Source organism: Synechococcus sp. H55.11, from assembly GCF_047462475.1.
Taxonomy (GTDB): domain Bacteria; phylum Cyanobacteriota; class Cyanobacteriia; order Thermostichales; family Thermostichaceae; genus Thermostichus.
In genome coordinates this window covers 1-21,631 of sequence record NZ_JANSJI010000145.1, presented here as the reverse complement: position 1 = coordinate 21,631, position 21,631 = coordinate 1, and the positions used below count along the sequence as shown (strand labels likewise).

Genomic DNA, 21,631 nt, shown 5'->3' with positions numbered 1-21,631 from the left:
AGAGAAGAGGGATCTGGAGCAGGCCGACGGCAAGACGGGAACAGCACTGGGTACCTCAGGAGCGACGACAAGCGATATTTTTCTGCCCAAACTACGACTAGGCTAAGGCAGGACTGCTCCACCGAACAGAGGGATCCCCCGCACACTTGGCGGAGCTAACCATCCGTCAACTGCCACCAGAGATACCCCAGCCGCAGGTAGTGAAGCCGCAGCCAGGGCAAAGGGAAAACGCGAGGCGGCTGGCGAAACAGAGCGCTGATGGGGGGCCGGCTGCCGGCGATCTCCTGGGCCAGCATTTTGCCCGCCCACACTGCTGTGGCCACGCCGCTGCCATGGTAGGCCAGGCCATACCACAAGCTGGGATCCGTCGGCGAAGGGCCAATATGGGGGTGAAGCTGCCGCGAAAGGCAGACCAGGCCGTTCCAAGCGTACTCGATCTCCACCCCCTCCCAGGTGGGAAAGAGGCGGTAGAGCTGCCGAGTCATCCAAGCCTGCAGGCGCTGTCGTTCTGCCGGAGTATTGCGGGTGCCGCCGCGCCCCCCAAACAGCAGGCGCCCGTCCGGCAGAAGACGGTAATAGAACAGCAGCCGCCGCGTGTCGTAAACCGGGGTCGGATCCCACCACCCCTGCGCTTTTTGCTCCGCAGGCGTCAGAGGGCGGGTGACCAGGATGTTGGACAGCACCGGCAACAGGGATCCCGCCAGTTGGGGGTACAAGGTCTCTGGGGTGTAGCCGTTGGTGGCGATGACCAGGTGCCGGGCCCGCACCGTTCCCCCTGGCGTGTGGCAAAGGTGCTGGGATCCCACCTTTTCCCAGGCGATGACCGGGCTGGCGCTGTGCAGTTGCGCTCCCCACCTGTGGGCCGCTTGGGCCAGCCCTTGGGTGAGCTTAAGGGGGTTGAGGCCAAACCCCACCCCGATGTGGAGAGCACCATAGTTCTCTTGGCTGTCAAAGCCCCGTTCCCGCAGCTCTTTGGGGCTGAGGAGCTGGGCCGGGTAGCCTGCCACCTGAGTACAGATCTGGTATTCGGCCTCCAATTCCGGCCAGGCCTGTGGACGATGGGCCACCGCGTAGCAGCCTTGTCCCTGCACTTCCAGCGAGAAGCCCTCGACGGCGGCCAGCTCCTGCACCGTCTCCACCGCCTGCCATTGATCCCGGTAGTAGCGCTCCGTCTCCGCCAGGCCCACCCGCCGCACCATCTGGGCATGGGTGAGATGGCTCGCCCCCACCCCGCAAAAGCCGCCGTTGCGCCCTGAGGCCCCCCACCCCAGGGATCCCGCTTCCAACAGGCAGGCGGAAATGCCGTGGTCGCGGGCCAGGTGCAGAGCCGTCGATAGGCCCGTCAATCCGCCCCCCACAATGACCACCTCGGCGCCCACCTGCCCCAGCAAAGGAGCCGGATGCCGCCAACCGGCATTCTCTATCGTGCTGTCCCAGTAGCTGCCGACCGGACAAGCAGGATCGTAGGTGCTGGCAGGATAAAGGGCTTTTCTCATGCGAACAAGAAAGAGAATATCCTACTGGGCAACGCTGTCGCGACCGCCAGCGGCAGCTTCCACGTCGGCAGGAGTGTTGCACTCCAAGAAGATCTCGGGGGTATAGAGCTCCACCTCCTGTACCCGTTTACCCAGATCCTGCAACAACCGGCGCAGGCCCAGGGTTTCCTCTCGGAGACACAGCAACTCTTCCCGCAAGCGCCCGTCGATCAGGGCGGGGTGTCCTCGTCGTCCTCGATGCACCGGCACCGTCGCCCAAGCGCGATGGCGCAGATGGTACTCCAGCAAGCTGTGGTAGATCCAGGCCGGACGGGGCTGATCCACCCCCGAAATGGCCAACACGCGAAAATCGGCAGGGATCCCTTCCACCCCCACCCGAATAGAGTGGGTCTTGCCCAGCTCAGGAGCCGGATTGATCAGCACCTCTGCCCCCGCCAAGTGAACTTGGGCCGCCGCCAGATGCTGGGATCCCAGCACCACCCAAGGGTGAAACCCTGCCTGTCGCCACTGAAAAATCTGGTAAGAAAGCAGGGTTTGCCCATCTTTCCAGGGCACCAGGGCTTTCGGTTCTCCCATCCGCGTGGAAAACCCAGCCGCCAGGATCAGCGCATGCAGCTTCAGGTCATTTGCCAAGGATCTTCACCAGCAGAATGCCAAACAAGTATAGAAACGTCACCGCCCCGGCCAAGAGGCTCTGGGTGAGGGGATCCGTGGAAGGGGTGAGAATGGCCCCTGCCACCACCGAGCCCAGAACCACGTAACGCCAGCCCTTGAGCATTTGCTCAGCACTCACCAGCCCCAACCCCCCCAGCAGCGCCTGCAAAATCGGCACCTGAAAGGCCAAGCCGGTGCTGAACAACAGCAGCAGCACAAACTCAAAGTAGCGGTCGATGGACCAGGCCTGATCCACCACCCCTTCGCCATAGCGAATGAAAAAGTTAAGTGCCGCCGGAATGAGGAGATAGTAAGCAAAGACCAAGCCAGCCACAAAGAGAAGGCTCGATCCCAGCACCACCGGCCCCAGCAGCTTGCGCTCCTTCACGCTCAGCCCCGGCAAGACGAAGCGGGCAATTTGGTAGAGCAAAAAGGGCGTGGCCAACAGCAACCCCGAATAGGCCGCCACCTTCATGGAGACGAAGAAATACTCCCCCGGCGCCAGTTGCAAAAAGGTCACCCCCCGCGCCGGCACCTCCAGCAGGGCGACAATGCGGTTCACCACCAGAAAGCAAGCAATGATGCAGATCGCCACCGCGATCACGCTGGCCAACAGGCGGCTGCGCAGCTCCTCCAAGTGCTCCATCAAGGTCATCTCGACCTCGTAGGGAAACTCCGGATCCGGCACCCGCTCAGAGTCAGGGGTTACCGTGGCTTGGGGCGAGGGCTCGGTCTCAGAGACAAGGGTCATGGGCCAAGGCGTAACGAAACATTCCCCGCTATCTTAGCTCTGCCCCGTCCTCGGGGAAAAGCGCCTGCCGAGAGCTCGGTCAAGGCCTGTAGAGATGGGTTGAACTGCCAGGACAGACATGATGAGCTCCTCCCCGGCTCAGGGGCTGGGGAACATCCCTCTCCAGCCGGGGATCCCGTGTGCGATAGGATCAAAAAGTGCCGAAATCCTGAGGGCCTCGGATCGAGTGCGCCCGTATTCCTCACCCTTTCAGCAGTATGGCCAGATCTCCAGCTTTGTGGCTCAGTCGCCTCGCTTTTCTGCGAGGGCTGATCTTTATCTTGGCAGTGGTGGCTGCCCTCGTCTATCTGGGCTTTAGCCGCGAAGTTCGCCTCGGCCTTGACCTCAAAGGAGGGACGCAGCTCACCCTGCAGGCTTTGCCTACGGAAGAGGTACCCGAGATCACCTCTGAGGTGATGCAGGGGGTGGAGGCGGTGATCCAGCAGCGGATCAACGGCCTGGGGGTGGCCGAGCCTCTGGTGCAGATCAGCGGCCAAGACCGCCTGTTCGTGCAACTGCCGGGGGTGGCGGATCCGGATCGGGCTGTTGCTCTTTTGGGCGATACGGCCCAGTTGGAGTTTCGCAAGGGATTGGTGCCAGTCAGCGCCCTGCCCCGCAACGAGCAGGGGGAGATAACGGCGGGGGAGGATCCCGACGCCCTGTTTGAACGGGTCGGCCTGACAGGGGATCTGCTGCGCAACGCCTATCCCCAAGCCCCTCGTCGCGGATCCCAGAGCTGGGAAGTGCTGTTGGAGTTCAAGCCAGAAGGGGCAGAAAAGTTTACTCAGCTCACCCGAGAGTTGGCCGGAACAGGGCGTCCGCTTGGCATTTTTCTCGACGACGTGCTGATCAGCGCCCCCATCGTGGGGCCGGAGTTTGCCCGCACCGGCATTACCGGCGGAACAGCGGTGATCACGGGCAATTTCACGGTGGAAACCGCCACCGATCTGGCGGTGAAGCTCAAGGCGGGGGCGCTGCCGGTTCCCATTCGCGTCATTGAAAACCGCACCGTCGGGGCCACGTTGGGGGAAGAGAGCGTGCGCCGCAGCCTCTATGCCGGCATTGGCGGCCTGGTGCTGGTTTTTGTCTTTATGGTGGCCTACTACCGCCTGCCGGGGCTCATTGCCGACCTCGCTCTTCTCATCTACGCCCTCTGTACGTTTGCTCTGTTCCAACTGCTGGGGGTGACCATGACCCTGCCAGGGATCGCCGGCTTTATCCTCAGCATCGGCATGGCGGTGGATGCCAACGTGCTGATCTTCGAGCGCATCAAGGAGGAGCTGCGGGCGGGCAAGTCCATCTATAAGTCCATCTCGGAAGGGTTTAATCGCGCCTTCAGCAGCATCCTCGACAGCAACGTCACCACCCTTTTGGTCTGCGGCGTACTTTTCTGGCTGGGGATGGGGCTGGTGAAAGGCTTTGCCGTCACCTTGGCCATTGGCATTCTGGTAAGCTTTTTCACGGCCATCACCTGCACCCGCACCCTGCTGCTGGCGGCAATGGGGATCCCTGCCCTGCGCAAACCTGAGTTTTACGGCGTTCGCATGGAGGCGGCTCAATCATGACGGCGCAAGAGTTATCCCCCCCCGATCCGGCGGTGGGATCCCGGCGGTTGCTTGACTACCGCTTCGACATCGTCGGGCGCAGCAAGCTTTGGTTTACCCTTTCCCTGGCGGTGTTGCTGGTGGGGCTGGTCAGCATGGCCTTTTCTCTGGCCTCTCTAGGGACACCGCTGCGGCTGGGGCTGGATTTTGCCGGCGGCACCTTGCTGGATCTGCGTTTTGAGCAGCCTGTCACCACCGAAGAGCTGCGGCGGGCGCTGCAGGAACACAACCTGGGCAGCAGCATCATCCAACTGGACACCCAGACCAGTCAGGAAGCCTTGATCCGCATGCCCCCTTTGACTGAGCAGGAGCGCCTAGCGGTAGAGGAGACGCTGCGGCAACAGGTAGGCCCTTTTGAGCGCAACCTAGTGGAGACGGTAGGCCCGACGGTGGGGCGCTTGCTCTTGCGTTCCGGCCTCGTGGCTGTGCTCATCTCTTTTGGGCTGATCGTGGTGTATCTGGCCCTGCGCTTCCAGTGGGATTACGCGGTGTTTGCCATTGTGGCCTTGCTGCACGATGTGGTGCTGACAACAGGTCTGTTTGCCCTTTTGGGCCTAACGGTGGGCATGGAGGTGGACAGCCTGTTTGTGGTGGCGCTGCTAACCATCATTGGTTTTTCCGTCAACGACACGGTGGTTATCTACGACCGCATCCGGGAAAACCTGCGTCTGGTCAGCCGCAAGGTCAGCTTTGCCGAGGTGGTGAACCTATCTCTAAACCAGACTTTTGCCCGCTCTTTGAACACCACCCTGACAACGATGCTGCCCCTGGTGGCCATTGCCATTTTTGGGGGAGCCACCCTGAAGGGGTTTGCCATCGCTCTGCTCATTGGCTTTAGCTTGGGGGTCTATTCCAGCATCTTCATCGCCAGCCCTCTACTGGTGTGGTGGCGGCAGCGGCGCTATGGCGGAAAAGGGGATCCCGAGGCGCTGCCTTCCGGCGCAGAGGGGTAGGGCGGCAACTGCCTACCAGTGCAGCCGCTGTCCATGGGCAACCAGGTAGCGCTGCAAGTCGGCCATCTTGCCCTGCGGCACAATCTGGGCGGGGATCAAGCCGGGATCCTGGCTGTGCAACCAGGCTACGATGAGCCCCGCTGCCGAGCCGATGGTCCACTCGCCGTAATGGGTGCGGGTGGCGGCGTTGACGATGTGGCTGACGGCGATCCCTTTGCCGCCGATGAGCAGGTTATCCACTTTCTGGGGGATCAGGGCCTCTAGGGGGATGACGATGGGGCGGACGGAAAACTCGTTGACGGGCGCCGAGCTGGCCGACAGGGAAGGCTCCCAGTTGCGGTAGCGACAGCCGTGCATGTCGATGGCGTAGTGAGTCACCCCTACAGCGGTGGGGCTAAAGTCCCGTCCCCCGCTGGTGCCGACGCGGATGTCTTGCTCCAGCATCTGGAATTCCGCCTGGCCGTAGGCAGCTCGCCCCAGGATGCGCCGCCCCTCCCGGATGTAGGGGTAGAGGCTGAGGCCGGAGCGGGTGCCCAGCAAAGAGTCCTCGGCAAACACCAACGAGAGGGGATAGCCGGCGCGGGCTTGGGTTTCCATCAGCCACTCGGCAAAGAGCAGGGCGTGGTTTTCTCCATCTTTGAGGGCGGAGACGTCCAGCCCCCCCAGCCAGTTGTGGCGCTGCCCTGAGGCCACCAGCCGCTCTTCTGTCAGGATTAGGGGCGGGTTCATGATCCCCCAGTCGTTGCCGCGGTTCCAGTTCACCAGCGTCAGGTCGCCCGGCACCGGTGTGCTGTGGAAGGGATCCGTGCGGCCTTTGCTGACGATGCGGCGGTAGTTGAAAAAGCTCTGGCCGCTGAAGGTGGGAAACCCCTCCAGGTCGAACTGGCGGCGGTGCTCGGCGCGGGAGTAGCCCGGCTGCAACTGGGCCAGCTCGGCGCGGGAGCGCCCGCCATCGTCGTGGATGGCCAGCACGAAAGGAAAAGTGAAGGCCTGGGTGCACTCCGGGTTGCTGGCCGGGGCGGCATTGGGCTCCCCCGTCAGATCTCGCCCTTCTGAGCCCAGCCGGTAGGGGATCCCAGCCCAGCCCACCAGCTCGCCGGTGTCGGTGGCGTCGATAACAAACAGGTTGCGGCCCGGTGGCGCCTGCAGCCGCAGCACTCGCTTGGCAAAGACTTCCGTCTCCTGCCAGCCATACCAGCTCACCAATTCCCGCCACAGCCGCCCTGGCGGCACAAAATTGGGATCCCGCGGCTGCCGCTGCACAGCGTAGAGGCTCTCGATGCGGGAGCCGTCGGCGCTGAAGGTGGCCCCCTTAAAAGCGGTCTGGGTGGCCCAGCGACTCTGGGGAGCAGACTGAGCCGCCTGCCGCAGCCAGGTTTCTACCGCCTGCAAACCTGCCTGGGGCGGAAAACACAGCCCCCCTACCCAGCAACTGTTGATCTTGGTCACGCGGGTTCCCGGCGGGATCCCTGTCCAGGCGGGCAGATGCAGCGGCTGGCTTTCGATGAGGGCCTTAAACTCCAGCCAGTGGCGGGAAAAATTGCCCCGCTGCCGCATGGGAAGGGACTCGTCGATGGCCGATACCCCCTGCGAGGTGATCTGCCCCCCCAGCCAGGGGGTGAGCTCGATGAGACAGGTTTGCACACCCCCCCGCATGGCTTGGCCTGCAGCCGCCACGCCCCCCAGGGATCCGCCCACCACCACCAGCTCGCACTCCCAGATCTCGTCCGGCTGCGGCAAGGGATCCAGCAGCGGCCAGCCGTGGGCCGTAAAACGGGGCGGCTCCGGCTCTGGAGCGGCGACGGGCGATCCCCCTTCCGGCTGGGAGAGGGCGGCGAACCCCATCCCCGCCACGAAGCCCAGCAGAGACAGGATCCCCAACCCCAGCACTCGTTGGCGCCTGAGTCTTTGCTGTGCTGCCGGGATCCTCTTGCCGGCCATGCTCACCTGACCTCACACCCCAATTTGCGCCGGCAACCTTTTGGACCGCGATCCAAGGCCCGGGAGAAATCCCTTTGAGAATAGCCGACAAAGCTGCCTCTAGGGTCAGGCCGAGTAACTAAGATCCGAGCAACAAGGCATAATGGGCTAGCAACTTTTTTCCAGCAGGGATCCGCAGCAGCATGGGACGGGCAAAGAAAGTGGTATTGGCCTATTCGGGCGGCGTCGATACTTCCGTCTGCATCCCCTATCTCAAGCACGAGTGGGGAGTGGAATCGGTAGTCACCCTGGCGGTGGACTTGGGTCAGGGGGCGGAGCTGGAGGCCATCCAAGCCAAGGCGCTGAGGGCCGGGGCGGAGCAATCCCTGGTGCGGGAGGCCGTCCAGATCCTGATTGCCGACTACGCCTTCCCCGCCATCCAGGCCAACGCCCTCTACGAGCAGCGCTACCCTCTCTCCACCGCCTTGGCCCGCCCCCTGATTGCCAAGCTGTTGGTAGAGGTGGCAGAAGAGGTGGGCGCCGACGCCGTGGCTCACGGCTGCACCGGCAAGGGCAACGACCAGGTGCGCTTCGACCTGGCCATCGCCGCCTTGAACCCCAAGCTCAAGGTGTTGGCCCCGGCCCGCGAGTGGGGCATGACCCGCGAGGAGACCATTGCCTACGGCGAGCGCTACGGGATCCCTATGCCGGTGCAGAAGTCCAGCCCCTACAGCATCGACCTCAACATCCTGGGCCGCAGCGTCGAAGCCGGGATCCTGGAAGACGCCGACCAAGAGCCACCGGAGGAAGTCTACGCCCTCACCCGGCCTATCTCTCAAACCCCCGACGAGCCCGCCTATGTGGAGATCGCCTTTGAAGAGGGGATCCCGGTGGAGCTGGACGGGCAGCGCCTTGGCCCCAGAGCCCTCTTCGAGCGGCTCAACGCCTTAGCCGGCAGCCACGGTGTCGGTCGCATCGATATGATTGAAAACCGGCTGGTGGGGATCAAGTCGCGCGAGATCTACGAGTGTCCCGCCCTAACGGTGTTGATCCAGGCCCACCGCGAGCTGGAAAGCCTCACCCTCACCCGCGAGGTCATCCACTACAAGTACGGCATCGAGACCACCTACAGCCAATTGATCTACAACGGCCTTTGGTATTCGCCGCTGCGGGAGGCCCTCGACGCCTTCATCTGCACCACCCAAAAGAGTGTTACCGGCGTGGTGCGGATGCGCCTGCACAAGGGCCAGGCTGTCTGCGTGGGCCGCCGCTCTCCTTACTCCCTCTACAACGCGGAGCTGGCCACCTACGGGGAAGGGGATCAGTTCGACCACCGCGCTGCCGAAGGCTTCATCTACATCTGGGGTCTGCCCACCCGCGTCTGGGCCCAGGTGCACCGGGGCGGTGGTGCTTGAGCTCTACCGCCCCACCTGCCTGCTTGCGAGATGGCGCAGGTGGGCCAGGTTTTCCACCGCGGGGGTGAGGGGCTTTCTCTAGGTTCCTGCCGTCCAGGTGTTGCCGTACTCGATCTGCTCCGGGGTAAGGCTGTCAATTTGGATCCCCATGGCCTTGAGCTTGAGGCGGGCGATGGCCTCGTCGATCTCCGCAGGAATGGGGTGCAGCCCTGGCGCCAGCCGGCCACGGTTTTTCACCAGGTACTCGCAGGCCAGCGCTTGGTTGGCAAAGCTCATGTCCATGACGCTGGCGGGGTGGCCTTCGGCGGCAGCCAGGTTGATCAGCCGGCCCTCCCCCAGCACGAACACCGATTTGCCCGACTGGAGACGGTATTCTTCCACAAAGGGGCGCACGCTCTGCCGGGAAACCGTCCGCTCTTGCAAGGCCACCAGGTCGATCTCGATGTCGAAGTGGCCGGCGTTACAGACCATCGCCCCATCTTTCATCCGGTCGAAGTGCTCGCCGCGGATAACGTGCTTGTTGCCGGTGACGGTGATGAACAGATCCCCCAGAGGGGCGGCCTCGGCCATGGGCATAACCCGAAAGCCATCCATCACCGCCTCCAGAGCCCGCACCGGGTTGACCTCGGTCACGATGACCTGGGATCCCATGCCGCGGGCCCGCATCGCCACCCCCTTGGCGCACCAGCCGTAGCCGGCCACCACCACTGTTTTTCCGGCCAGGAGAATGTTGGTACAGCGCAGAATGCCGTCCAGGGTGGATTGGCCGGTGCCGTAGCGGTTGTCGAACAGGTGCTTGGTCTCGGCGTCGTTGACGGTCATCACCGGGAAGCTGAGCACCCCCGCCTTGAACATGGCCCGCAGGCGCACCAGGCCGGTGGTAGTCTCTTCCGTGGTGCCGATGATTTCCGACACCTGCTCCTGGCGATGCTGAACCAGCTCCGCCGTCACATCGCCGCCGTCGTCAATGATGAGATGGGGGCGGTGATCCAGGGCGATCTGGACATGGCGGCGGTAGGTCTCTACATCTTCCCCCTTGATGGCAAAGACCGAGATGCCGTAGTCGGCCACCAGGCTGGCGGCCACATCGTCTTGGGTGGAGAGGGGGTTGCTGGCGATGAGGACGCTATCGGCTCCCCCTGCCTGCAAGGCCAAGGCCAGATTGGCCGTCTCGGTGGTGACATGGCAGCAGGCCACCAGGCGCAGACCGGCCAGGGGTTTTTCTTGGGCAAAGCGCTCCCGGATCTGGGCCAGCACCGGCATCTCCCGCGCCGCCCATTGGATCCGTTGCTTGCCCAAGGAGCTGAGGCTGAGGTCTTTAACTTCGTGCTTGGGGAGAGACAGGGTGGCGCTGGTCATCGAGAAGGCTCCAAAAAGGGTCGTCGAAAAAGGATAGAGGTTCAGCCGAGCTACACGGCTAGAGACAGGGAGTTTCAGGCCGTTACAATGTCGGCAAGAGGGATAAACAGATGTCAACAGACCTGAACTATTCTGCCACAAGGGATCCCTTTTCAGCGCTGGGTCTGGACGTGGGCAACCGTCGCATCGGCGTGGCCGGCTCCGACGGGCTGGGGCTGCTGGCTACCGGCCTGGGGGTGATCCGGCGCCGTTCCCTGCCCGAAGACATTGCCCAAGTGCAGGAGTGGATCCGCCGCCGCCGGGCCACCGTGGTGGTGGTCGGGATCCCCCTTTTGGCAGATGGCTCGGTGGGATCCCAGGCCCGCAAGGTGCAGCGGTTTGTGCGCGCTTTGCAGGTGGCGGTGGATCTTCCCGTTATTACCGTCAACGAATACCTGAGCACCGTACAGGCGGAGTGGGATCTGCGCGAGGCCGGGATCCCGGCCAAGGCCCAGAAGGGTTTGATCGATCAACAGTCGGCGGCAGTGATTCTCCAAACTTGGCTGGACGAGCGACGGGCTTCTTTGTCGGAAGTGCCGGGCTGGCGGGGCTGGGGCAGCAAAGACTACGCTGGAGAGGTCTAGCCGGGCCAGTGCAAGTCAGCTCGAAGCATGAAGCATAAGGTGTGCCATCCCCGGTCGGCCCGCTGGCGTTGGCAGGGCCTATCTTTTAGGTCGGGGCTTGTCGCGCAATTTTGGTAATCTCAAGCTGAGCATCTGAGCATGAATCGCATTTGCATTCTTGGGGGCGGCTTTGGCGGGTTGTACACAGCTTTGGAACTGAGCCGGCAACCCTGGTCAGAGCCACCCCAAATTACCTTGGTCGATCGCCAGGAGCGGTTTGTCTTTGCTCCTTTGCTGTACGAGCTGCTCACCGGAGAAATGGAGGACTGGGAGGTGGCTCCCCGCTTCCAAGATCTGCTGCCCTCGGAGTCGGTGCAATTTCGCCGCGGCTCTGTCCAGGCCATTGACCTTCAAGCCCGCCGAGTGGGTCTGGAAGACGGGCAGAGCCTAGAATACGACGCGCTGGTGCTGGCGCTGGGGGGAGAAACCCCTTTGCAGAGCGTTCCGGGAGCGGCGGAGTTCGCTTTTCCCTTTCGCACCCTGGCCGATGCCCAACGGCTGCGGGCCCACCTGAAAACGTTGGAAGAGCGGGATCCGGCTCAGCCGATAACTCTGGCCATTGCTGGGGCGGGGGCAAGCGGCGTGGAACTGGCCTGCAAGCTGGCAGATCGGCTGGGATCGCGGGGACGGATCCGTCTTATTGAGGTGGGATCCCGGATTTTGTCGGGCTTTGCTTCTTCCAGCCGGGAGGCGGCCCAACTGGCGTTGGCCCAACGGCGGGTGCAGGTGGAGTTGCAAACCAAGGTTTTGGGCATCGAGGCTCTGGGCGAGAACGGCGCCCCCCCCTTCCGCCTACAATTGCAGCGGCTGGAGGCCCAGGAGACGGCTACAGATCTTGTGGATGCGGTGCTGTGGACCGTCGGAACCCGACCGGCAGCGGTGATCGCCAACTTGGATCTGCCCAAAAGTGAGCGGGGACGGCTGCAGGTTTTGCCCACCCTGCAAACTCCCCCCTTTCCAGAAGTGTTTGCCCTGGGAGACGTAGCGGCGGTGGTGGATGCCGAAGGCCAGCCGGTGCCCGCCACCGCCCAAGCAGCTTTTCAACAGGCCGGCTATTGCGCTTGGAACCTGTGGGCCTTGCTCACGCAGGAGCGGCCCCTGCTGCCGTTCCGCTACTTTTCTCTGGGGGAAATGCTCAGCTTGGGGACGGATACGGCGGTGCTTTCCGCCCTCGGCGGCCTCACCCTGAGCGGCCCCCTGGGCTATTTGGCCCGACGAGCCATCTACCTGGTGCGTCTACCTACCCTGGAGCACCAGCTCAAGGTGGGATGGAACTGGATCACCCGCCCGCTGTGGCAGGCCCTAGGAGCCCTGTAGCTGGCGGGAGCGCTCGTAGGCTGCCCGCACCGCCTGCATCAAGGCCCCCCGCACCCCCGCCTCCTCCAGGACTTGGATCCCGGCGATGGTCGTTCCCCCTGGGCTGGTCACTTGATCCTTGAGAAGGGCGGGGTGGAGCTTCTCGTGCTGTAAAAGGGCAGCCGTGCCCGCCAAGGTCTGCATCGCCAGTTGGGTGGCGAGGGGACGCGGCAGACCCACCCCCACCCCCCCGTCGATCAGCGCTTCCAGGATCACCGCCAAATACCCCGGCCCCGATCCCGACAGGGCCGTCACCGCATCCATTTGGCTTTCGGCCACCGTCACCACCTGGCCTACAGCCCGAAACAACCTTTCCACCTGCTCCTTCTGATCAGGCGTCACTCCTGGCCCGTAGCAGATAGCCGTGATCCCTGCTCCCACCAGCGCCGGCGTGTTGGGCATGGTGCGCACCACCCTCTGCTGGGGAAAAGCCTGCTGCAACTGCTGCAAAGGGATCCCGGCCATAATCGAGATCACCAGCTCTGTAGCAGTCGGTTGGCCCATCTCAGCCACCACCTGCGGGAAAACCTGGGGCTTGACGGCCAAAAATACAATCTCAGACTCTCCCGCCTGAGATAGATCCGCCAACAGCCGAATGCCCAGCTCCTGCTGTAGGGTCTTGGCCTTGTCCGGGTCGGGCTCCCGCAAAGCCACCTGAGCTGCAGGATAAAGCCCCGCAGTCACCCAACGCCGCAGCAGGGCGGATCCCATGGCTCCCCCCCCGATCACACTCAGCAGCGGTCGCTCCATGTCGGCTAGTGCTGGCCCACCGCCTGCAAATGTTCATAGCTGCTGGGCCAGAGAGGGGCAGGGCTGTGCAAGGGACGCTGCAGCGGCTGCACCCCTTGGCTACTGGGGGTGGAGACCGTCACCGTGCTGGGGGTGAACAAAAAAATATTTTCGCCAATGCGCTCCTGGTGGCCATCGATGGCGTAGGTGCCACCGGCAACAAAATCCACCGAGCGCTGTGCTTCGGCGGGATCCATCAGGGTCAAGTTCATGATCACCGTCTTGCGCTCCCGCAGGTACTGGATGACTTGAGCCATCTCGTCAAAGCTGCGCGGCTCCAGCACCACCACTTCGCTGGTGGGTGGGTTGACGCCCGGTAATCCAATTACGTTGCTCCCCATACTGCCCCCCGCTAAGCGATCCCGATGTTGACTGCGCCGATGGCCCCGCGACTCTTCTCGACCGACAGACCCTTCCCCGGCTTCCGCTCCCCGTTGTCGACGTCCGCGTGGAAGGGCACTGGCTTCCTGCTCTTCAGGAGCCGGTTGGGAACGGCGTCCCTCGTAGAGCACTTGGTAATCATCCTGCCCTTCCATCTCAGGGTACTCTTCCAGGCCGTCCACGGGATCATTCAGGCCCACAAAATCTCTTACCCTGCTCCAGATTCCATTGACATTCATCGTCCACATCCTCACTACAGGTCATGGTTTGCGGCAAGCGCAGGATTCAGGCTCTTGATTGGATCTTGAGTAGCCCAGTCAAGCCAAAGGGCATCTCCAATCTTTATTTTTAGTTAAAGTTTTTCAAAAGGCCGAGACAGGGTTTGCTCGAGAAGCTGCCGAGGCAGGCTAACAAAACCCATGGACTCGACGAGTCGAGTTTACCCAGAAGAAGTAAAGATGTCATCCCACTTGTCCAGCCACTGCTTTGGCCAAAGTCAACTCTGCTCCTTGTCCAGCTTGAACACGTGTTAACGGGAGTGACGCAAATGATTACAAGTTTCCCTAAAATTTCCCCGACAGGGTAAATTTCGGGCGGGATTGCCCTGTTTTTGCCCGATTCAGGCCGAACTCCAACCCAGAGCGTGCCCTGCAGGGCAACTCCGGAGTTGCGCGGCTTTACACAAAATTTAATCACAATTTAACGGCTTCATAGAGACTCCATCTATCTATTTCCGTTCGGCATCGGCGAACAAAGCGCGCCCCAGCCGGATTAGGTTGGAGCCTGCGGCCACCGCCAGGGGGTAATCGTCGGACATGCCCATGGAGAGGGTGTGCAACTGCAGATGCTCGTAGCCGCTGCGCTGGATGTGATCCGCCAGCTCGGCCAGCTTGCGAAACAGCTCTAGGGCTGCCTCTGAGCTCAAGCCCAAAGGCAAAATGGTCATCAGGCCCACAATTTGCACCTGCAGCAGTTGGTTCAGTTGCGGCAGGCTTTGCAGCAGATCGGGGATGAGCCAGCCGAATTTATTGGGATCCGGGGCCAATTTCACCTGCAAGCAGAGCTTGGGGGTAAGGTGCAGCTCCCAGGCTTTTTGGTTGATCAGCTTGGCCAGGCGCAGGCTATCGACGCTGTCAATCCAGGCAAATTGTCTGAGGGCCGGCTTTACCTTATTGGTCTGCAAATGCCCGATCAAGTGCCAGACAATATCGGTCAGATCCTGCAGTTGCGCCTGTTTGGCGGCTGCCTCTTGCACTCGGCTTTCGCCAAAGTGGCGGATCCCGGCTCGATAGGCGGCGCGGATGTGGTTGACGCTGTAGCCTTTGCTCACCGCCATGATCTCCACATGGCCTGGGATCCGGGCGCGGATGGCCTGAATGCGGCTGTGGATGAGCTCTTCGTCAACGGGGGGCGGCGACGCTTCAAGGGAGCTGGAAGAAGGCGGAGACATGGCTAGGGCCACCTAGGAAGCTAGCAGAAGATCTCGACAGAGAGAGTCCAGTCCTCGTTTTGTCTGGATACTTCGAGATTGGAGCCGGTGCTCCAGCGGCCAGGTGGAAACAGGGGGAACCCAGCCATAGCCCAGTTCTTCTGGAGCCTAGCCCAAGGCCGCTGCCAGGATCTGATAGGCCAGCTTGGCGGCGGTGAAGGCGCTGCGGCGATCGGTTTCCCGTTCCCCGGTGACCGCCAGCTCCACCACATCGGCGCCGACGATTTGCCGCTGCTGCCCCAGGGCCCGGATCAGCTCTACGGTCTCCCACCAGCCCAAGCCGCCGGGTTCGGGGGTGCCCGTGGCCGGCACGACCGCAGGATCCAACCCGTCCACATCCACCGTCAGGTACACCTGGGATCCCAGCGTGGCGATCACCTCGGGGATCCACTCCTGGGCTGGCTTGCCGTGCAGGCTGTGGGCAAAGAAGGTGTGCAAGCGGTGCTTGCGAATGGCCTGGCGGTCTTCGGCGCAGAGGGAGCGGATCCCCACTTGGGTGAGGCGGCCGCCCACTTGTTCCACCACGCGGGCCATGGCGGAAGCGTGGGAGTAGCGGGATCCCTCGTAGCTGTCTCTCAGGTCGCAGTGGGCATCGATTTGCAGCACGTGCAGTTCTGGGTAGTGGGGCAGGTGGGCGGCAATCAAGGGGCCAGTGATGGAGTGCTCCCCGCCAATGGAGAGCAGGAACCGCCCTGGCCTTACCCACTCGGCAGCGCGGCGCTGAATTGCGGCCATGGCCAACTCGTGGGCGTCCAGCCCCTCGAACTCCACTGGCGGCGCCGTCCAGTAGCGGGAGGTCTCTGCGGCAAAGTCGGGGTGGAGGGCCGGCTGGCAGTCTCTCACCTCGTCGTAGATCTCTACATAGGCAGAAGCCTGCAACAGCGCCTGAGGGCCTTTGGCCGTGCCTTTGCCGTAGGAGGTGGTGGCCTCGTAGGGGATAGGCAACACAATGGCTTGGGCCAGCTCCGGATCCGGCTCAGCCAGGCCCAAGAAGGGGAAAGGAGAGCGGTACATGGCAAGAGCAGAAGAGGGGATCCCTATTGTATTGAAAGATCTTGGGATAGCCCGCAAAGATTGGGGTGACCGGCCAAGGGCGGATCCCTTGTAGGATGGCAGCAAACCCTCTAGACTGAGCAAAGGTTGCCCCAGCCGATTTGCTTTCACTCCTCTTGTGTCCCGTTTCAACAAGCTAACGAGCCTATGACCACAGCCTCTCAAGCTGCCCTTTTCGACGCCCTTGCCCGGCGCCGTGCCCTCAAGATCATCAGCGGCCTGCAAAATTTCGACCTGCAGTCGGTGCTGAAAGTCACCCGTGCCGCCCAGGAGGGAGGAGCCACTTGGGTGGACATCGCCGCCAGTCCCGAATTGGTGCAGCAGGTGCGCGCCCAGATCGAGCTGCCCATCTGCGTGTCGGCGGTGGAGCCGCAGCGATTGGCTGCCGCCGTCCAAGCGGGGGCCGACATGGCCGAAATCGGCAATTACGACAGCTTCTACCCTTCGGGCCGCATCTTCTCCGCTGCGGAAGTCCTGGAGCTCACTCGCCAAACCCGCTCTCTGCTGCCGCGCACGCTTTTGTCGGTTACCGTTCCCCACACGCTGCCTTTGGATCAGCAGGCGGAATTGGCCGAGAAACTGGAAGATCTGGGGGCCGATCTCATCCAAACCGAGGGCAGCACCAGTGCCGAGCCGGTTCACGGGGGATCCCTGGGCTTGATCGAGAAGGCTGCCCCCACCTTGGCCGCCGCCTATGAGATCAGCCGTGTGGTCTCGGTGCCTGTTATCTGCGCTTCCGGCCTCTCAACGGTAACGGTGCGCCTGGCCATCGCTGCCGGTGCCTCAGGTGTGGGGGTGGGCAAAGCTGTCAGCCGGCTCCAGGATGAAGTGGCCATGGTGGCCCAAGTGCGGGCGCTGGTAGAGGCCCTGGGAGACTCTCGGATCCCTGCCTTTGTCTAGGTTGATGCCTGACCGGTGAGAGTTAAACTGCTGGCGCCAGCTTGTGCTGGTGCATTTTTTTATCGCTTCCGTCCGCATCCGTTTCTCGCTGGCAGCCGAGTCATGCTCTGTATAGTTTCCAATCCCTGAGCCCAGACATGGTTGACAATGCGAGGGATCCCTTTTTGAACTGCCCATGAGCTGGCAACGCCCCGATGGCCGCACGGCTGCTCAATTGCGCCCGGTTTCCTTCCAGCGCCGCTTCACCCGCTATGCGCCCGGATCGGTGTTGGTGAAGTTTGGCGATACCCATGTCCTCTGCACCGCCAGTGTGGCGGAAGAAGTTCCCCCTTTTTTGCAGAATACCGGTCAAGGCTGGCTGACGGCGGAGTACCGCATGTTGCCCGGAGCCACCCCACAACGACAGCCACGGGAGATGTTGAAACCATCGGGCCGTACTGCCGAGATCCAACGCCTCATCGGACGCAGCCTGCGCGCCGCTCTGGATCTCCAGAAGCTGGGATCCCGCACCATTACCCTCGATGCCGATGTGTTGCAGGCCGATGGCGGAACTCGCACCGCCGCGATCACGGGGGGCTATGTGGCCCTGCACGACGCCGTCACTTGGCTATGCAAACAGGGGTTGCTGGATCCGGCTCAGGGATCGCCGCTGCGGCAGCAAGTGGCGGCCCTTTCGGTGGGAATTGTGCAGGGGGAAGTCCTCGTAGATTTGTGCTATGAGGAAGACAGCCAAGCCGAGGTAGACATGAACATTGTCATGAACGAGCAGGGATCCTTTATCGAGATTCAGGGCACTGCCGAAGCCGGCTGCTTCAGCCGACCGCAATTGTTGCAAATGGTGGAGATGGCCCAAGCCGGGATCCGAGAATTGCTGCAGGCGCAACAGCAAGCTCTCAATTGGGAACCGTAGCCAGCTTTGCAACGGCGACCCTTCAAGGCGTTGGTACAGCTTAGAACAAGGCCGGCAATTGGCCTGAAGAAGTTGGCCTGGAGAATGCCGCATGTCCCCTTTCGTATTCGGTTCGGAGGAACTTGCGCCCCTGCTCAGGCAGCAAGGCCGGCGGTTTACTACTGGCTACCTGCACCTTCACCTCAGAGGGCTGGATCCTGCCGAGGTCGCAGAACCCTGGGTACTGACTTATTACTACGGCAGGCTCCTCTTTTCTGCCGATCAACCCCTCAACACGCAAATCCTGCTGAAACGCCTATCTCGCTTCATCGCCCGCCTCAACTTGGAATGGTCGCAGCGGGCCATCTCGGTGGTGCAAGAGCGCTTGCTGAAGAACCGTTCCCTGCCCGAGCTGCTGGAGGCCATCACGCAGTTGGGCTTGCTCAAGCCAGGAGAGTTGGAAGATGCCCTGTGGCTCAACCTGCTCACCGATTTCGACCGCTACCTGTTTGAGCGGTCAGGCGCCTGCTACTTCGAAGTGCAGGAACGGGTCGCCCAAGAGGCCCCCATCGGCGGGTTTGAGTTGGAGCCTCTGTTGCAAGAAGCAGCCCGCCGCCACGATCGATGGGCAGATTTGAAGGTGGCCATTCCCACGATGCTGGCGATACCGGTGGTCAACTGGGAGCGGGTCAACCGCTATCGCATCACCGATGAGCAGCGACAGAAGCTCCACGCCCTCACCAAAGACGGCCAGTCGCTAGAGGTGATCGCCAAGAAGCTGTGTCGGGATCGTCTGGAGGTGGCCAATCTCTTTGCGGCCTGGGTCAAAAAAGGGCTGGTCAGCCTGCAAACACCCCAAGAGCTGCTGCAGACCAAGCCCCACAACCCGATAACCATCTTGGCGGTGGACGACAGCGTGGTCATGCAAGAGATCCTGCGGCAATATTTGTCCAACTATCGAGTGATTACAACAGGCAACCCCGCCGAGGTGCTCCCTCTGTTGTTTCAGCATCGGCCTCATCTGCTGTTGATGGACATCGCCATGCCGGGGATCGATGGCCTGGAGCTCTGCCGCATTGTGCGCAGCTTGGAAGAGTTTAAGTCCCTCCCCATCCTAATGGTTACCTCGCGCGATGGCCTGCTAGCTCGCATCCGCGGCAAATGGTCGGGAGCAACTGGCTACCTGACCAAACCCTTCAACGAAAGCCAGCTTAACGAAGAAGTGAGGCGGCTTCTGTTTGTTTCCAATTTCTTTTCCAATTTCTAGGGATCCCCCGAAGAGCTAACCGCTCGCCTCCCCTCTCCCACTGGGAGAGGGGCCAGGGGTGAGGGAAGTTGGATCCCCCCGAAGGAGAAACATCCTGGGGCGTGGAATCAAATCCGCGTCCCAAATCGTTCCGTTTCCAATTTCTAGGGATCCCCCCGAAGGGGGAACAGGCAGTCAAAACGCAGCCCAGGGATCCCCGCGAGGTGGTGGCGGATCCCTGGAACACGATGACTACTTGACTAAACCTGACCACACCGTAGTCAGCCCTGAAAGCCTTACCCCGCAAAGGCTTGAGGGCAGCTTTGACTACTTGACTAACGGAAATGCAGAAGCAAATAAGACAGCGGATAGCGGGGCCCCCCAAGCGAGTCAACGCCCATCCTTGGCGTGGCTTTGTACGGAAAGCTGGGCGAGATTGCAGGGGAGCTGGGCGAGACGGATCTAGGGATCCCTGGATTCGAGCCTGCGTACACTCTCATCCTGGGCTGGCCGACCGGTTGCGGGCCAAGGCACAGGGAGAAGAGCCGCCTAAGCCTAACCTAAATCCACGTCAGATTGTCTTCTCTTACGCGACAGCCAAAAGCAAGAAGAAGGTGGTGGTGAAGCCGGACGGCAGCCTGCAGATCTTCAGAGCCGTTCATTAACAGGGGATTCCTTGCGGCTAGGCTGTTACAGCCGTCAGGGAGAATTGACTGGAAAAGTGGCCTCTGGCATATTACGGGACAACGTGCCAGGTCAAGTAAAATACAATGCACACGCCGAGCTGGAAGCCCCACCCCATCCTCAAATATGAGCGGAGAGACTGCTATCCCTATATAGCTCTCCCTACCCCTATCAGTCTGCAACTGAGAGGGCCAGAACTGCCCCCTCCCCCCAGAAAACCTGAGCCGCCTCAACTACCCCCTCGACCAGTCAAGCCGCAACTACCAGAGATCCCAACCCGTGTAATGGACAAGCTCCAGGCTGCCCTGTCAACTGGAGCTGGAGTTGCTGCCCTAATTGCGCTGATTATTGCTGAAGCGCCATTCTTTCTAATCTTGGCAGGGATTGCAGGCGTGGCTACCTTAGCCCAATTCTTATACGAATCCTGGACTTATGAAGAGAGAATGGAAGAATATGAGAGAAAAATGCGAAGTTATCCTCAAGAACAAAAAAGATATGAGGAGAGACTTGTCCTTTGGAGAAGAGAGTGCGATCGCATAGAGTCAGATTACAAACAACAAGTCGAAGAATATAGGCGCGAATATCAAAACAAGGTAGCTCAAATCATAAGGAACTGGGAAAATGGTCTGATATTTCAACCCCTAGATTTATGCCAACCTTTCTTAGGTCAGGGTGCTCGCGCAGGTAGGTATGATCGCCGGCTGAGAGAAGCCTTGATAATAAAGATGGAAAACCTTCCAGTTAAGTTTCTACCTGAACAATCCTCCCTAAAGGTTCCAGGATTTGATTTTCCGTATACGCCCGACATAGCAATACAAGTATCTAGTAACAATAGAACTCTACTTATCGATGTTGAAGTTGACGAACCTTGGTACCAGAACAATGGTCAGCGAGTACCACATCATGCACTAGATGACAATAGACATAGCCAGCGAGACGATTTCTTTGCAGAAAGCGGCTGGATAGTAGTTAGGTTTTCAGAAAGACAAGTAGCGATAGAAACAGAAAAATGTGCCAGCTTTGTCTGCTACCTTATTCAAGCTGTACTTACGCCAGGATTTAGGGATCCAGCTCTGTCTCTGCCGAGTGACCATAGAAGGTGGGACTCTCTCAGCGCTCTTGATGAAGAGAGAGACTTCGTTGAGTGAGGATTCCGTCCCGCTGACGCGAACGGTTGAGAGCTATTTAATGAGCTCCAAGACACGCACGCCAATCTTGACTTTTTCCGTCCAAGGCAACAAGGAAGAGGCTAGTTGGAAGTTTCCAATTTCTAGGGATCCCCCCGAAGGGGGAACCCGTCAGGCGGATCTGGCCCGGCACATTCTTGTCATGGATGTTTCCAATTTCTAGGGATCCCCCCGAAGGGGGAACTTAGTTCTAACTCAGAAGCTAAAGACAGCAATTAAGTCTTGTTTCCAATTTCTAGGGATCCCCCCGAAGGGGGAACTCCCGCCCGTGGGTGTTGGGGTGCTGGGTTCTGACCCGTTTCCAATTTCTAGGGATCCCCCCGAAGGGGGAACGCGAGGTAGCGGGCCAGCGTGGGCAGGAGCTCTTCGGTTTCCAATTTCTAGGGATCCCCCCGAAGGGGGAACCCGATGTCGAGGCCTACCGCAATGGGGATGATGTGGTGGCCGTTTCCAATTTCTAGGGATCCCCCCGAAGGGGGAACAATATCTTTGGGGATATCCTTTATCCCATGCAGAAAGGTTTCCAATTTCTAGGGATCCCCCCGAAGGGGGAACGGTGCCAAGGCCTTCTTCTTCGGTGTGGCGACCGAACAGGGTTTCCAATTTCTAGGGATCCCCCCGAAGGGGGAACATGATGAAGTGGTGGATGCGAGAACTCCACAGCCAGTTTCCAATTTCTAGGGATCCCCCCGAAGGGGGAACCTTCTTCGAACAAGCCAACTCCGGCCTGCCCATCTAGTTTCCAATTTCTAGGGATCCCCCCGAAGGGGGAACCTCAGGATCTCCTGACGGACGAGGTCGCCC

The 21,631-nt window shown here is 61.0% G+C and carries 18 protein-coding genes and 1 CRISPR repeat array; of the genes, 9 read left to right on the top strand and 9 right to left on the bottom strand.

Translation table 11 applies throughout. The features are described 5' to 3' along the window. Nucleotides 1–155: 155 nt before the first annotated feature. From NW853_RS06365 to tatC, 3 genes are read right to left on the bottom strand one after another with little or no spacing between them, the layout of a single operon-like run. A complete protein-coding gene (locus NW853_RS06365) occupies nucleotides 156–1,496 on the bottom strand; it encodes an NAD(P)/FAD-dependent oxidoreductase (protein WP_414333463.1) in 1,341 nt (446 codons plus the stop codon). A 21-nt stretch (nucleotides 1,497–1,517) separates the two neighbouring features. Next, entirely contained in the window at nucleotides 1,518–2,129 is a 612-nt protein-coding gene (locus NW853_RS06360; RefSeq protein WP_414348415.1) for a nucleotidyltransferase family protein, read from the bottom strand. Beyond that, nucleotides 2,119–2,901: a twin-arginine translocase subunit TatC gene (gene tatC / locus NW853_RS06355; RefSeq protein ID WP_414333459.1), complete on the bottom strand. Its 783-nt coding sequence runs from the start codon at nucleotides 2,899–2,901 to the stop codon at nucleotides 2,119–2,121. Before tatC ends, NW853_RS06360 begins: the two co-directional genes overlap by 11 nt. A 257-nt stretch (nucleotides 2,902–3,158) precedes the next feature. On the opposite strand from tatC, the gene secD reads away from it, so the two are divergent. Both secD and secF read left to right on the top strand, forming a co-directional pair. Next, entirely contained in the window at nucleotides 3,159–4,505 is a 1,347-nt protein-coding gene (gene secD / locus NW853_RS06350) for a protein translocase subunit SecD (protein WP_414348413.1), read from the top strand. Then, a complete protein-coding gene (secF, locus tag NW853_RS06345; protein ID WP_414348411.1) occupies nucleotides 4,502–5,497 on the top strand; it encodes a protein translocase subunit SecF in 996 nt (331 codons plus the stop codon). Before secD ends, secF begins: the two co-directional genes overlap by 4 nt. 12 nt (nucleotides 5,498–5,509) lie before the next feature. On the opposite strand, the gene NW853_RS06340 is transcribed toward secF, so the two are convergent. Further along, a complete protein-coding gene (locus NW853_RS06340) occupies nucleotides 5,510–7,438 on the bottom strand; it encodes an FAD-dependent oxidoreductase (RefSeq protein ID WP_414333454.1) in 1,929 nt (642 codons plus the stop codon). A 182-nt stretch (nucleotides 7,439–7,620) separates the two neighbouring features. Between NW853_RS06340 and NW853_RS06335 the strand changes: the two genes are divergently transcribed. Continuing rightward, nucleotides 7,621–8,832, top strand: coding sequence for an argininosuccinate synthase (locus tag NW853_RS06335; RefSeq protein ID WP_414333452.1), 1,212 nt, complete (start codon nucleotides 7,621–7,623; stop codon nucleotides 8,830–8,832). A 78-nt stretch (nucleotides 8,833–8,910) separates the two neighbouring features. On the opposite strand, the gene ahcY is transcribed toward NW853_RS06335, so the two are convergent. Next, entirely contained in the window at nucleotides 8,911–10,191 is a 1,281-nt protein-coding gene (gene ahcY, locus NW853_RS06330) for an adenosylhomocysteinase (protein WP_414333450.1), read from the bottom strand. A 110-nt stretch (nucleotides 10,192–10,301) separates the two neighbouring features. Between ahcY and ruvX the strand changes: the two genes are divergently transcribed. Both ruvX and NW853_RS06320 read left to right on the top strand, forming a co-directional pair. Then, a complete protein-coding gene (gene ruvX, locus NW853_RS06325; protein ID WP_414333448.1) occupies nucleotides 10,302–10,814 on the top strand; it encodes a Holliday junction resolvase RuvX in 513 nt (170 codons plus the stop codon). 138 nt (nucleotides 10,815–10,952) lie between these two features. Beyond that, nucleotides 10,953–12,170, top strand: coding sequence for an NAD(P)/FAD-dependent oxidoreductase (locus tag NW853_RS06320; RefSeq protein WP_414348408.1), 1,218 nt, complete (start codon nucleotides 10,953–10,955; stop codon nucleotides 12,168–12,170). On the opposite strand, the gene proC is transcribed toward NW853_RS06320, so the two are convergent. The 4 genes from proC to speB all read right to left on the bottom strand — a co-directional run bounded on the left by proC (nucleotide 12,156) and on the right by speB (nucleotide 15,882). Further along, on the bottom strand, nucleotides 12,156–12,959 hold the full coding sequence (gene proC / locus NW853_RS06315; RefSeq protein WP_414348405.1) for a pyrroline-5-carboxylate reductase: 804 nt from the start codon (nucleotides 12,957–12,959) through the stop codon (nucleotides 12,156–12,158). The two genes, NW853_RS06320 and proC, sit on opposite strands and share 15 nt — an antisense overlap. A gap of 5 nt (nucleotides 12,960–12,964) precedes the next feature. After that, nucleotides 12,965–13,534, bottom strand: coding sequence for a cell division protein SepF (locus NW853_RS06310; RefSeq protein ID WP_414333495.1), 570 nt, complete (start codon nucleotides 13,532–13,534; stop codon nucleotides 12,965–12,967). Between the two features lie 572 nt (nucleotides 13,535–14,106). Then, entirely contained in the window at nucleotides 14,107–14,829 is a 723-nt protein-coding gene (locus tag NW853_RS06305) for a YggS family pyridoxal phosphate-dependent enzyme (RefSeq protein WP_414333442.1), read from the bottom strand. Between the two features lie 147 nt (nucleotides 14,830–14,976). Beyond that, nucleotides 14,977–15,882 (bottom strand): agmatinase, encoded by a 906-nt coding sequence (gene speB, locus NW853_RS06300; protein WP_414333441.1) that lies wholly within the window; start codon nucleotides 15,880–15,882, stop codon nucleotides 14,977–14,979. Between the two features lie 186 nt (nucleotides 15,883–16,068). On the opposite strand from speB, the gene NW853_RS06295 reads away from it, so the two are divergent. The 4 genes from NW853_RS06295 to NW853_RS06280 all read left to right on the top strand — a co-directional run bounded on the left by NW853_RS06295 (nucleotide 16,069) and on the right by NW853_RS06280 (nucleotide 20,788). Further along, the gene (locus NW853_RS06295) at nucleotides 16,069–16,821 is read left to right on the top strand and encodes a DUF561 domain-containing protein (protein ID WP_414333439.1); all 753 of its coding nucleotides are present in this window, start codon (nucleotides 16,069–16,071) and stop codon (nucleotides 16,819–16,821) included. A gap of 175 nt (nucleotides 16,822–16,996) precedes the next feature. Further along, the gene (rph, locus tag NW853_RS06290; RefSeq protein ID WP_414333437.1) at nucleotides 16,997–17,731 is read left to right on the top strand and encodes a ribonuclease PH; all 735 of its coding nucleotides are present in this window, start codon (nucleotides 16,997–16,999) and stop codon (nucleotides 17,729–17,731) included. Nucleotides 17,732–17,822: 91 nt separating this feature from the next. Continuing rightward, nucleotides 17,823–18,977, top strand: coding sequence for a response regulator (locus NW853_RS06285; protein WP_414348402.1), 1,155 nt, complete (start codon nucleotides 17,823–17,825; stop codon nucleotides 18,975–18,977). A gap of 947 nt (nucleotides 18,978–19,924) precedes the next feature. Beyond that, nucleotides 19,925–20,788 (top strand): hypothetical protein, encoded by an 864-nt coding sequence (locus NW853_RS06280; protein WP_414348400.1) that lies wholly within the window; start codon nucleotides 19,925–19,927, stop codon nucleotides 20,786–20,788. Between the two features lie 111 nt (nucleotides 20,789–20,899). After that, nucleotides 20,900–21,601: a CRISPR direct-repeat array (repeat unit 36 nt; unit sequence GTTTCCAATTTCTAGGGATCCCCCCGAAGGGGGAAC). Nucleotides 21,602–21,631: the final 30 nt, after the last annotated feature.